12 protein-coding genes are annotated in these 12334 nt (G+C 31.6%); 11 read left to right on the top strand and 1 reads right to left on the bottom strand.

Annotated elements, in window-relative coordinates:
- Positions 1–17: 17 nt before the first annotated feature.
- The 5 genes from RSE15_RS07375 to RSE15_RS07355 are packed head-to-tail and all read left to right on the top strand — an operon-like array spanning position 18 to position 2915.
- The gene (locus tag RSE15_RS07375) at positions 18–257 is read left to right on the top strand and encodes a DUF3098 domain-containing protein (protein WP_324067108.1); all 240 of its coding nucleotides are present in this window, start codon (positions 18–20) and stop codon (positions 255–257) included.
- 5 nt (positions 258–262) lie between these two features.
- Positions 263–1048 (top strand): undecaprenyl-diphosphate phosphatase, encoded by a 786-nt coding sequence (locus RSE15_RS07370; protein WP_324067106.1) that lies wholly within the window; start codon positions 263–265, stop codon positions 1046–1048.
- The gene (gene truB, locus RSE15_RS07365; protein ID WP_324067104.1) at positions 1048–1746 is read left to right on the top strand and encodes a tRNA pseudouridine(55) synthase TruB; all 699 of its coding nucleotides are present in this window, start codon (positions 1048–1050) and stop codon (positions 1744–1746) included. The genes RSE15_RS07370 and truB overlap by 1 nt, the downstream gene beginning before the upstream one ends.
- Positions 1736–2296 (top strand): hypothetical protein, encoded by a 561-nt coding sequence (locus RSE15_RS07360; protein ID WP_324067102.1) that lies wholly within the window; start codon positions 1736–1738, stop codon positions 2294–2296. The genes truB and RSE15_RS07360 overlap by 11 nt, the downstream gene beginning before the upstream one ends.
- 1 nt (position 2297) lies before the next feature.
- Positions 2298–2915 carry a YiiX/YebB-like N1pC/P60 family cysteine hydrolase gene (locus tag RSE15_RS07355; protein WP_324067100.1) on the top strand — a complete coding sequence of 206 codons (618 nt, stop codon included), beginning with the start codon at positions 2298–2300 and terminating at the stop codon, positions 2913–2915.
- Here RSE15_RS07355 and RSE15_RS07350 read toward each other — a convergent pair.
- Positions 2907–3512: a thioredoxin family protein gene (locus RSE15_RS07350; protein WP_324067098.1), complete on the bottom strand. Its 606-nt coding sequence runs from the start codon at positions 3510–3512 to the stop codon at positions 2907–2909. The two genes, RSE15_RS07355 and RSE15_RS07350, sit on opposite strands and share 9 nt — an antisense overlap.
- 64 nt (positions 3513–3576) lie before the next feature.
- On the opposite strand from RSE15_RS07350, the gene RSE15_RS07345 reads away from it, so the two are divergent.
- The 6 genes from RSE15_RS07345 (at position 3577) to asnS (ending at position 12307) form a co-directional block, all read left to right on the top strand.
- Complete coding sequence (locus RSE15_RS07345) at positions 3577–4356, top strand: patatin-like phospholipase family protein (protein WP_324067097.1); 780 nt, start codon at positions 3577–3579, stop codon at positions 4354–4356.
- A 68-nt stretch (positions 4357–4424) separates the two neighbouring features.
- A complete protein-coding gene (pyrH, locus tag RSE15_RS07340; RefSeq protein WP_324067095.1) occupies positions 4425–5132 on the top strand; it encodes a UMP kinase in 708 nt (235 codons plus the stop codon).
- A gap of 46 nt (positions 5133–5178) precedes the next feature.
- Positions 5179–5742, top strand: a complete 564-nt coding sequence (frr, locus tag RSE15_RS07335; protein WP_324067093.1) for a ribosome recycling factor — start codon at positions 5179–5181, stop codon at positions 5740–5742.
- Between the two features lie 67 nt (positions 5743–5809).
- Entirely contained in the window at positions 5810–8293 is a 2484-nt protein-coding gene (locus RSE15_RS07330) for a DUF5686 family protein (RefSeq protein WP_324067091.1), read from the top strand.
- Positions 8294–8368: 75 nt separating this feature from the next.
- Positions 8369–10828 (top strand): efflux RND transporter permease subunit, encoded by a 2460-nt coding sequence (locus RSE15_RS07325; RefSeq protein ID WP_324067089.1) that lies wholly within the window; start codon positions 8369–8371, stop codon positions 10826–10828.
- Between the two features lie 30 nt (positions 10829–10858).
- A complete protein-coding gene (asnS, locus tag RSE15_RS07320) occupies positions 10859–12307 on the top strand; it encodes an asparagine--tRNA ligase (RefSeq protein WP_324067087.1) in 1449 nt (482 codons plus the stop codon).
- Positions 12308–12334 lie beyond the last annotated feature (27 nt).

Raw genomic sequence — 12334 nt, 5'->3', positions numbered from 1 at the left:
ATTTAAAAACATATAGTATGGAAAATAACAACAAACCCGAATTTCTTTTTGATAAAGTAAACTACAAAATTCTTTTAGTAGGATTAGCAGTAATTGGAATAGGATTCCTTTTAATGAGCGGTGGAGGAAGTGAAGATCCTGATGTTTTCAATGGCGAAGAATTATTTAGTTTTCGAAGAATCAGATTGGCACCAACGGTAGTGTTACTTGGATTTGGCATTGCGATTTATTCAATTTTGAAAAATCCGAAAAGGTAATATTTATGGATGTTTTACAAGCTATTATTCTTGCCATTATTGAAGGAATAACCGAATTTTTACCTGTTTCATCAACAGGTCACATGATTATTGCCTCTTCTTTTTTTGGTATTGCTCAAGACGATTTTACCAAACTTTTCACCATAGTAATTCAATTAGGAACAATACTATCGGTAATTGTCTTGTATTTTAAACGATTTTTTCAATCGCTCGATTTTTATTTTAAATTACTTGTTGCTTTTATTCCAGCCGTAATATTCGGATTATTATTGAGTGATTTTATTGATGGTTTATTAGAAAATCCTATCACAGTAGCAGTTTCGTTAATTATAGGAGGGTTTTTATTATTGAACGTAGACGAATGGTTTGGCAATTCGGAAGGAACTGAAATCTCGTATTTAACTGCTTTTAAAATTGGCTTATTTCAATGTTTAGCAATGATTCCAGGCGTTTCTAGAAGTGGCGCAAGCATTGTAGGCGGAATGACCCAAAAATTATCAAGAACTACAGCTGCCGAATTTTCGTTTTTCTTAGCTATTCCCACTATGTTAGGCGCTACGTTAAAAAAATCTTATGATTATTATAAAGATGGTTTTGTGCTTTCAGACGACCAAATTAATTTATTAATTATTGGTAACGTAGTCGGGTTTATTGTAGCCTTAATCGCTATTAAATCATTCATTGGATTTTTAACCAAACACGGATTTAAAATTTTTGGTTATTACCGAATTATAGCAGGTATTGCCATTTTACTAATTCATTTCTTTGTTCAAAAATTAACTATTATTTAATGACTGCCGAAGAAATTTTAGAAGGAAAAGTACTCTTAATAGACAAACCGTTGAAATGGAGTTCGTTTCAAGCGGTAAACAAATTAAAATACGTTTTAAAAAATCAGTTGAATCTTCCTAAAAAATTCAAAATTGGTCACGCCGGAACTTTAGATCCATTAGCGACCGGTTTATTGATTATTTGCACGGGGAAATTTACCAAAAGAATCACCGAAATACAGGCGCAAGCAAAAGAATATACAGGAACCATCGTTTTAGGCGCTACAACTCCATCGTATGATTTAGAAACCGAAGTAGATGCGACTTTTCCAACTGAACATATTTCAGAAGCCTTGATTTTGGAAACCACCAAACAATTTATTGGTGAAATCGATCAAAAACCACCTGTTTTTTCTGCCATAAAAAAAGATGGTAAACGTTTGTATGAACATGCCCGCGCAGGCGAGGAAGTGGAAATTCAATCTAGAAAAACAACTATTCACGAATTTGAAATCACACGAATTCAATTGCCCGAAGTAGATTTTAGAGTTACTTGTAGCAAAGGAACATACATTCGTTCATTAGCTTTCGATTTTGGATTAGCGTTACAATCGGGTGGACATTTATCGGCGCTTCGTCGTACAAAAATTGGCGATTATTCTGTTGAAAATGGTGTTACACCAGATGATTTTGAAAAATCACTTCTTGATGAAATATAAAATTCTAATTTTTATTTTATTTATTTTCAGCTTGTCCTTTGGACAGGTAGAATATACCCTTGAAAATTCCGATTCTATCCCAACAAAGAATAAAATTACATTTACTCAATTTGAAATTTCTGTTCCGTTACAAGGAAATAAAAATCACGGAGAAATTTATCCCGATGGAAGAACAAATAACAGTTGGTTTGTTCCAGACGGCATCAATGCAAATTTTGGTTATGGTATTCATTTTAATAAATGGCTTGGCTTAACGGCTAATTCAGGAATTGGAATGAAACTTTCTGAAAAATTAGTAGTAGCTCCCTTATTTTCAAACCTAAGAATTATGCCAAAAATTGCCGAAGAAACTCGAATTGGAATTGATATTGGGTTAGGGCATACATTTGCGCTTGGAAGAGGCGACTTATCTGGAACTTTTAAAAGAATAAAATTAAACTTAGAAGCCGATGATATGCAACTTTTTATTGAAGTTGTTTCCTATGGATTTGAATTAAACAATAATAGTCAAGGAAGCTTAAGTCTTGGCATAGCTTTAGTGTCTTTTTAAAATGAAAAAAATCATCTTTCTTTCACTATTGTTTACTTTTTATGGTTTCTCTCAAAACGTAAAACTAAAAACAGGCGATATTTTATTTCAATCGATGAATTGCGGACCACTTTGCGAAGCGATAAACGAAGTAACAGAAGGTTATCAAGGGAAAGATTTTAGCCATTTAGGAATAGTGTATATCAAAAACGATTCTGTATTTGTGATTGAAGCTGCTGGAAAAGCGGTAAAAATTACACCTTACGAAACCTTTAAAACCTACACTACGGAAGAAATGTTTGTAGGAAGATTGAAACGTAAATACCAAAAATATATTCCCGAAGCCATTACGTTTTCATTGCAACAAGTGGGTGTTCCTTATGATGATGCTTATTTGTACAACAATGGAAAATATTATTGTTCGGAACTAATTTACGATGCCTTTTTATTTGCTTACAAAAAACCATTATTTGATTTGTATCCAATGACGTTTAAATCGCCAAAATCTAATGCGTATTTCGATGTTTGGGCTGACTATTATGAAAAACTAAAAATGAAAATCCCAGAAGGTCAACTTGGTTGCAACCCTGGTGGAATTTCCACTTCTGATAAGTTGAGGATTATTGGAACTTTACGCTAAGATATTCACATGCATTTCCACAATTTCATTCTGAATCGAAATTCCTTTATCGTGTAAATACCATTTTTGCAATTCAATTTTAGCAGTTTCATCCACTACTCCATGTGTTGCTTTGTAGTCTAAAATCAATTGTTTCGCACCTTGAGGTCTTGGTCCCCAATCGGCAACTACTTCCAAAGCTGCTGCATCTAAAATAATTAATTTCGGAATAGCTTTCCCGCCGTTCGTTAAAAAGTGTTGCATTAATGTATCATTATCATCGCGTAAAGCAATTTTTAATTCTACTTTATCCGTCGCTTCAGCCATTTTATGAATTACTGGAACTATTTGAGCCGCATCACCACACCAACCCTCAGCTAAAACTAACCAAATATACTTTTTATCTAAATTTTGTAATTTAGCTTTTACCTCTTCTGAAATTGAAATGGTTTTTTCTAAACGATTCATTCTAGTTTCGTTTAATTCAGAATAATGCAACAAATCGGGTGATTGTGTGTGACCTGTAGATTGACCTTCGGCAATTAAACTTGTAACTTTTTTTCTGTAATTGGCATAAGAAAAACCATTTTCCAATGCTTCATTTATAGCTTTTATCATCTACTTAACTTTATTTGACAAATTTAAGCCTAATTTTGATAATTATATGTAAGAAATGTTACACATGAATTTAACATCTAAATCTATAGGAATTGTATTGTCTGGTGGAGGTTCTAAAGGAATTGCTCATGCTGGCGCTTTACAATATTTGACAGAACAGGGAATTGAACCAACGTGTATTGCAGGAACAAGTGCAGGTTCCATTGTGGGAGGATTGTTTGCTTTTGGAAAAACGCCTAAAGAAATATTAGAATTCTTCAAATCCATTTACTTTTTTCATTGGAAACATTTTACCTTTAAAAAAGCGGGAATTGTAGATTCGGAATCGTTTAAAAATTATTTCGTTGATGTTTTTGGAGAAACAACGATTGGTGAACTGAAAATTCCAATGTATATAACTGCAACCGATTTAGTGAAAGGAAAACTAACAATTTTTAATTCAGATACTAAAGTAGCTGATGCAATTTTAGCATCATCGTCCTTTCCAGGTGTTATTTCTCCATATGAAATCAATAATTGTTTATTCAGCGATGGTGGTATTTTAAATCATTTCCCAACGGATGTTTTACAAGGAAAATGCGATTTTTTATTAGGCGTTTATGTTAGTCCTATTCAAAATATTGAAAATAAAGATTTAAAATCCATAAAATCAGTTACCAGTAGAGCTTTTGATTTGTTGTCGGCAAATAATAGTTATCAAAAATTTAATCTATGTGATTTAGTAATAGAGCCTAAAGAACTAGCTAATTACAGTACTTTTGAAACCAGTAAAACAAAAATGGATTTGATTTTTAAAATTGGATATCACGAAGCAAAAAAATCATTTGAAAATTTAGCAACATAAATGTTAAAACATTTTTTCTTAAAAAAAGCTATTTAACTATATTTGCACCACAAATAATTCAACACACGATGAAGTACAAAAGAATTCTTCTAAAATTAAGCGGTGAAGCTTTAATGGGTGATAGACAATATGGTATTGACCCACAACGTTTAGCCGAATATGCTGCCGAAATAAAACAAATTCACGATAAAGGTGTAGAAATTGCTATCGTTATTGGGGGTGGAAACATTTTTAGAGGTGTAGCTGGTGCAAGTAACGGAATGGACCGAGTGCAAGGAGATTACATGGGGATGCTAGCAACCGTTATTAATGGAATGGCACTTCAAGGTGCTTTAGAAGAAGCAGGTATGCAAACTCGCTTACAAACTGCCTTAAAAATTGAAGCAATTGCTGAACCTTACATTAAAAGAAGAGCAACACGCCATTTAGAAAAAGGAAGAATTGTAATTTTTGGAGCTGGTACAGGAAACCCATACTTTACAACGGATACTGCTGCGGTTCTTAGAGGAATTGAAGTAGGTGCTGATGTAATTTTAAAAGGAACTCGTGTGGATGGAGTATACACTTCTGACCCAGAAAAAAATGCGGATGCTGTTAAATTCGACTTTATTTCGTTTGAAGATGTATTAGCTAAAGGATTAAATGTAATGGATACAACCGCTTTTACATTGAGTCAAGAAAATAAATTACCAATTATAGTATTTGATATGAATAAAGATGGTAATTTATTAAAAGTATGTGAAGGGCAAACAATTGGAACAACAGTTACCATATAATTTAGAATTCGAAAATTGAATTTGAAGAATTTAAAAAATTAATACAATGACAGAAGAAATTAATTTTATTTTAGACAGTGCAAAAGAAGCTATGATTGGTTCTGTTGCGCATTTAGAAAAAGAACTTTTAAATATTAGAGCGGGTAAAGCAACTCCTCAAATGTTAGGTGGAGTTTTTGTTGACTATTACGGCTCTCAAACACCATTATCTCAAGTTGCAAATATTAATGCTGCTGATGCAAGAACTTTAACGGTTACGCCTTGGGAAAAAAACATGTTGCATCCTATTGAAAAAGCAATTATGATTGCTAATTTAGGGTTAAACCCAATGAATAATGGTGATAACATTATCATTAATATTCCTGCCTTAACGGAAGAAAGAAGACGTGATTTAGTTAAACAAGCTAAACACGAAGCGGAAGAAGCAAAAATTGGGATTAGAAATCACAGAAAAGATGCTAATACCGACATCAAGAAAGAAGAAAAAAACGGAACTGCTGAAGATATTTGCAAGAAAGCAGAAGAAGATGTTCAAAAATTAACAGATTCTTTTATCAAGAAAATCGAAGAAGTTTTGGCAGTAAAAGAAGCCGAAATCATGAAAGTATAAATTTTAAATCCCGATTAACACTCGGGATTTTTTATTTTGAATATATTTGTATAAAATCCATCGCTTCATGAAATATTTTTGGCTTTTGTTGTGCTTATTCATTACCAACATTTTTGTGGCACAAACCAAAATTAAAGGACAAATTATCGACTTTGATTCAAAAGTGCCTATAGCTTTTGCAGCAATCACATACAACAACACTAAATTTAATGCCGACTGGGAAGGAAAATTTTCAGTTGAAATTAAAGACTATAAACTTCCCATAAAAGTCAATTTTAAAGGCTACTATGAAAAAATAATTTATCCAGAACCTAAAGTTTTAAGCATTACAATCAAGCTTGTAAATGACTTAAACGAAAAAAAAGCAGAAATTTATACTGAAAACAGTGTCAATCAAATAATAAAAAAAGTAATTGAAAACAGAAAATTAAATGATCCTGAGAAAGGACTTTCAAGTTTTCAATATAAAAACTATGAATACCTGCAAGTAACTGCAAATCCTGATAGCATTTCTTCAAAAATTGACACTACTTACAAAAAACGTTTTTTAAGAAAGCCTTTAATGAAATTAGATTCTACGAATTATAAGTTCAAAAAGTTTTCTGAAAAACAACATTTGTATCAAACAGAAAAAGTTAATTTAATTCAGCACAATCAATTTCAAAATAAAGAAACCATTTTAGCCACAAGAATGGCTGGTTTTGAGCAACCTGTTTATGAATACCTTGGCCTTAAGTTAATTTCTTATTCGGTTTATGAAAACCCATTTGAAATTTTAGAAATTCCTGTTCAAAATCCAATATCAAACTTTGGACGAAAATTGTACAATTATAAATTAATTGACACCGTTAATATTGATGGTAGAAGTGCCTATAGAATTTATTTTGAACCAAAAAAGCTAAATACAAATCGTTTAAGAGGATTATTACATATAGATGCTGTTAATTTCGCGATTTGTAAAGCTTATTTTAGAATATATGGCGTTGTAAACATCAATGCAACATATACTTTTGACTATAGAAAAGAGTTTGATATTTGGTTTCCAAAAAACAGAAAATTCAAAGTTTCTAAAGGAAACAATCAGGAAGACATTAAAATTTTAGGTGGAACTATAAAATTTAGTTCGGATTTAGATTTAACCGAAAGTAAAAATGCTACCGACCAAGCCTATATTTCAATAGAATCTACTCCATTTGAAATTGAAATCAATAAACCTATTACCATTTCTAGACCTAGAGTAAAAATTGATGTTCCTCAATCCAGTTTAAAACAAGAAAACGATTATTGGAACGCCTTCAAAAAAGACACACTCGACAGTAGAAAACTTAGAACTTATACTTCAATCGACAGCTTATCGCTTTCCGAGAGAATTGAGCACAAAGTACTTTTAGGAAGAAAAATAATCAACGGCTATTTTCCAGTTTCAATTTTTGATTTAGATCTGCGAAGTATTGTAAAATATAACAATTTTGAAGGATTTAGACTAGGAATAGGAGCGGTAACAAATACAAAATTATCAGAAAACTATAAAATAGCTTTTTATGGTGCTTATGGCTTTAAAGATGATGAAATAAAGTACGGAATTACTCCTTCCTATTTAGCCCATAAAAAGACAGAAACATGGGTAAGTGCATCTTATATTGATGACATCAGTGAGATTGCGCAAACCAATTTTGTGACAGACTCCAGAAGATTTAAAATTTACGATCCTAGGCCTATTAATATTTCTACATTTTACAACAATAAAATGAGTTCGGTATTTCTAGAAAGTAAATTAATACCTAAAACTTCAAGTTATTTAGGACTTTCTCACAATCAAATTCAACCGCTGTTTGATTACACTTTTATTAATGATGGGAAATCATACACAAATTACAATATTACTGCAGTACAGTTAGCCTTTCAATGGAATCCATTTAGCAACTATATGCAAACACCAATGGGAAAAATCGAATACGAAAAAAGACATCCAAAATTCTCACTTCAATACACACAAACTATTCCTGGTGTTTTAGAAAATGATTTTACTTATTCTAAAATTGATTTTAAAACGTATTATGAATTGCCATATTTATCAGGTCAAAAAAGTTCGGTTTTACTACAAACGGGAATTGCATTTGGCGATGTTCCAATAACCCATTTATACAGCATTGTTCCTAATAATTTGAACAGAGACGCCATTTTACAACGTATTACTTTTGCAGGTAAAAATAGTTTTGAAACCATGTATTTCAACGAATTTTTCTCAAACAAATATGCATCATTACAATTAAAACATACGTTTAACAAAATCCGTTTAGGCTATAAAATAAACCCAGAATTTACTGTCGTTACTCGAATGGCTATTGGTTCTAACAATCAAAACAATCAACACATAGGTATCAGTTACAAAACTATGGAACAAGGCTTTTTTGAAAGTGGTGTAGAGTGTAATAAAATTTTCAAAGGTTTTGGTTTAGTGGCATTTTACAGATATGGACCAAATCAATTACCTAACTTTGATGATAATATTGCTATTAAAGTTTCTTATTATTTGGATTTAGGCTTTTAAAATTAACTTAAATCTTACACTCTAAACCAATAAATTAAGCAAAAATACATACCTTTGCAGCCTAATTTTTGAGAGATGTTAAAGTGGTTAAGCACTAGTTTTTGGGATTATATTGCCAGTAGAATTTTAAGAAATAAAATAGGATTATTAGTTTTAGTTGCCCTTTTTACCCTTTTTATGGCTTCTCAATGGAAGTACATAAAGTTTACTAACACTGAAGCTAATTTATTGCCAGCTTCTGAAAAAGCTAATATAGAATACAATTCGTTTTTAGAAAAATTTGGAGAAGAAGGAAATCTAATTGTTATAGGAATTCAAGACAGCCTGATTTTTTCTCCAAAAATATACGCTTCATGGGAAAAATTAATGCTTCAGTTAAAGCAAAACAAAGAAGTTGATGTAATTATTTCCTTAAATGATTTAAAAAGATTACAAAAAAACGATAGCTTATCTACTTTTGAATTAACTTCATTACTTGATCCTTCAAAAACACCGGATGCCGCTTATTTAAAAGAAAGACAGAAAGAATTACTTACTCAAATGCCTTTTTATGAAGGTTTGTTGTATAATAAATCAGGGATTATACGTTCGGCGATATATCTAGATAAAAAAATTGTCAATACCCCTGAACGTAAAAATCTAGTTCTACAAAAAATTATTCCAGCTATTGAAACTTTTGAAAACGAAACAAAAGTTGATTTACACGTTTCAGGAATGCCTTATATCCGTTCTTTGAATTCGGAATATATTATTAGTGAAATCAGCTTGTTTATCGGCGCTGCACTTGGAATAACCTCTTTGATTTTCTTTTTCTTTTTCCGATCATTCAGAACCACTTTAATTTCAATGTGTATTGTGGTTGTGGGTGTAATGTGGTCTTTTGGGTTTTTAGGCTTATTGCGCTATGAGATTACTGTTCTTACTGCTTTAGTGCCAACATTAATGATTGTTATTGGAATTCCAAACTGTATTTTCCTTACAAATAAATACCATCAAGAATGTAGAATTCATGGCAATCAAGCCAAAGCTTTAGTGCGTGTAATTACAAAAGTAGGCACTCCAACATTGATTACAAATCTTACAACTTCTTTTGGATTTGCTACGTTTATTGTAACCAATAATGAATTACTTAAAGAATTTGGAGTAGTTACTTCCATTAATATTATCGCATTGTTTTTCTTATGTCTTTTTGTTATTCCTGTGGCTTACAGCTATATGTCAATTCCAAAAGAACGTCATTTAGATCATTTAGAAAGAAGTTATGCTGTAAGTTTTTTAAACTGGATTCAAAAAACAATTAAAAGTAAAAGAATAATTGTTTACATAGTAGCATTTTCGTTATTGGCAACTGGAATTTTTGGAATTTTCAAAATGAAAATATCTGGAAGCTTGATAGAAGACATGCCTAAAAAAGCTGCTTTTTATGATGATATTGTGTTTTTTGAAAAAGAGTTTGATGGTGTAATGCCTATTGAAATTATGATTGATACCAAAAAGAAAAAAGGTGTCATGAAACTAACCACTTTAAAAAGAATGGATGAGCTTCAGGAAACTATAGATTCTATTCCTGAATTGTCAAAACCTATTTCCATTGTTAATTTAGTAAAATACTCTAAACAAGCATATTACAATAATAATCCTGACTATTATGAATTGCCCTCTTCACAAGAGCAAGCATTCATCTTATCGTTTGCGAAAAATTCGGTAAAAAACAGTAAAGACAATATTATGAAAAGTTATGTGGATGAAACGGGTCAATATACTCGAATTACCACTTTTATAAAAGACGATGGAATTAATAATTTAGATGTAATTGAATCTAAATTACAAGAAAAAATTGATGAACTTTTTCCTAAAGAAAGATATGAAGTTTCAATAACAGGTAAAGCAGTTGTGTTTCAAAAAGGAACTAAATATTTGCTAGATAATTTATTACAATCATTATTGCTTTCGGTATTCATAACAGCGTTATTGATTGCCTTTATGTTCCGTTCAATAAAAATGATTATTGTAGCCTTAGTGCCTAACTTATTACCATTATTGATGACAGCAGGAATTATGGGTTATTTTAATATTCCGTTGAAACCTTCAACAATTTTAGTCTTTGGAATTGCATTCGGACTTTCTGTAGATGACACCATTCGTTTTTTAGCAGAATATCGCCAATCGTTAACTCGAAACAATTGGAAAATCAAAAAATCTGTTTTTGCTACTATCAATGAATCAGGATTGAGTATGTTTTACACTTCAGTAGTTCTATTTTCTGGATTCTCTGTATTTATGTTATCTAGTTTTGGAGGAACAATTGCTTTAGGCGGATTGGTTTCCATAACGTTATTGTTTGGAATGTTATCTAATTTAGTATTGTTGCCATCATTGGTTTTAACACTGAATAAAACATTAGCAAATCAGCAAGAATTTGTAGAGCCAACCATAAATATCTTAAGCGATGAAGAAGTTGGCGAAATAGATAAAATTGAATCAAACGAATTTGAAGAAGAAGATATTGAAGAACAAAATTCAAACGAGAAATAGTATATTTGTATTTTAAAATAATAAATCGAAATGAAACACTCCAAAGTTATAGACCTTTTAAACAGCACGAAAATAGTACACGAAGTAACAGCAAAAGGTTGGGTTAGAACATTTAGAAATAATCAATTTATTGCGTTGAACGATGGTTCAACCATTCACAATATTCAGTGTGTTGTTGATTTTGAAAACACACCTGATGAAACTTTAAAAAGAATTACTACTGGAGCAGCAATTTCTGTAACCGGAGAATTGGTTGAAAGCAAAGGTGCGGGACAAAAATTTGAAATTCAGGTTTCTAAATTAGAAATTCTTGGTGATTCAGATGCAGAGAAATTCCCAATGCAGCCTAAAAAACACTCGTTAGAATTCTTACGTGAAAATGCGCATTTACGTGTAAGAACGAATGCTTTTGGCGCTATCATGCGTGTACGTTCAACACTAGCTTTTGCAGTACATCAATATTTTCAAGAAAAAGGATTTTTCTATGTAAACACGCCTATTATTACAGGTTCAGATGCAGAAGGTGCTGGGGAAATGTTCCAAGTAACAGCTTTACCAATTGATGGTTCTGCTCCAAGAAATGAAGACGGAAGCATTAACTATAAAGAAGATTTCTTCGGAAAACAAACAAATTTAACCGTTTCTGGACAGTTAGAAGGAGAAACTTTTGCTATGGCATTAGGGCAAATTTATACATTTGGACCTACATTCCGTGCTGAGAATTCAAATACATCTCGTCACTTAGCTGAGTTTTGGATGATTGAACCAGAAGTGGCGTTCAATGATTTGGCTGACAATATGGATTTGGCTGAAGATTTCATCAAATACGTTATCAAATATACTTTGGGAAAATGTGAGGATGATATTAGATTTCTTGACCAAAGATTATTTGATGAAGAAAAATTAAAACCATCAAACGAAAGAAGTGAACTAAACTTAATCGAGAAACTTCGTTTTGTAATAGATAACAATTTCAAACGTGTTTCTTATACGGAAGCTATTGATATTTTAAAAGATTCAACGCCAAACAAAAAGAAAAAATTCCAATACCTTATTAACGAATGGGGTGCTGATTTACAAAGTGAGCACGAACGTTTCTTAGTGGAAAAACACTTTAAATGTCCGGTAATTTTATTTGATTATCCAGCAAAAATTAAAGCGTTTTACATGCGATTAAACGACAATACTGAACCCGGAAAAGAAACTGTTAGAGCAATGGATATCTTATTCCCAGGAATTGGAGAAATTGTTGGAGGTTCACAAAGAGAAGAGCGTTACGATGTATTAGTAGAAAAAATGAAAGCCTTAGGAATCGACGAAGAAGAACTTTGGTGGTATTTAGACACTAGAAGATTCGGTTCGGCTGTACACTCAGGATTTGGATTAGGATTTGAACGATTAGTACTTTTTGTTACTGGAATGAGTAATATTAGAGATGTAATTCCTTTCCCAAGAACACCACAAAATGCAGAATTCTAAAAATATTTGTTTCAAGTTTCAAGTTTC

Source organism: Flavobacterium sp., assembly GCF_035195345.1.
Taxonomy (GTDB): Bacteria; Bacteroidota; Bacteroidia; order Flavobacteriales; family Flavobacteriaceae; genus Flavobacterium.
The sequence above is the reverse complement of the archived record's forward strand: the minus strand, read 5'-3'. Positions and strand labels throughout refer to the sequence as shown.

Coding starts and splice junctions, on each gene's coding strand:
- truB (WP_324067104.1), top strand. CDS start 1,048: ATGACTGCCGAAGAAATTTTAGAAGGAAAAGTACTCTTAATAGACAAA.
- asnS (WP_324067087.1), top strand. CDS start 10,859: ATGAAACACTCCAAAGTTATAGACCTTTTAAACAGCACGAAAATAGTA.
- RSE15_RS07360 (WP_324067102.1), top strand. CDS start 1,736: ATGAAATATAAAATTCTAATTTTTATTTTATTTATTTTCAGCTTGTCC.
- RSE15_RS07355 (WP_324067100.1), top strand. CDS start 2,298: ATGAAAAAAATCATCTTTCTTTCACTATTGTTTACTTTTTATGGTTTC.
- RSE15_RS07330 (WP_324067091.1), top strand. CDS start 5,810: ATGAAATATTTTTGGCTTTTGTTGTGCTTATTCATTACCAACATTTTT.
- RSE15_RS07375 (WP_324067108.1), top strand. CDS start 18: ATGGAAAATAACAACAAACCCGAATTTCTTTTTGATAAAGTAAACTAC.
- RSE15_RS07325 (WP_324067089.1), top strand. CDS start 8,369: ATGTTAAAGTGGTTAAGCACTAGTTTTTGGGATTATATTGCCAGTAGA.
- RSE15_RS07350 (WP_324067098.1), bottom strand. CDS start 3,512: ATGATAAAAGCTATAAATGAAGCATTGGAAAATGGTTTTTCTTATGCC.
- pyrH (WP_324067095.1), top strand. CDS start 4,425: ATGAAGTACAAAAGAATTCTTCTAAAATTAAGCGGTGAAGCTTTAATG.
- RSE15_RS07370 (WP_324067106.1), top strand. CDS start 263: ATGGATGTTTTACAAGCTATTATTCTTGCCATTATTGAAGGAATAACC.
- frr (WP_324067093.1), top strand. CDS start 5,179: ATGACAGAAGAAATTAATTTTATTTTAGACAGTGCAAAAGAAGCTATG.
- RSE15_RS07345 (WP_324067097.1), top strand. CDS start 3,577: ATGAATTTAACATCTAAATCTATAGGAATTGTATTGTCTGGTGGAGGT.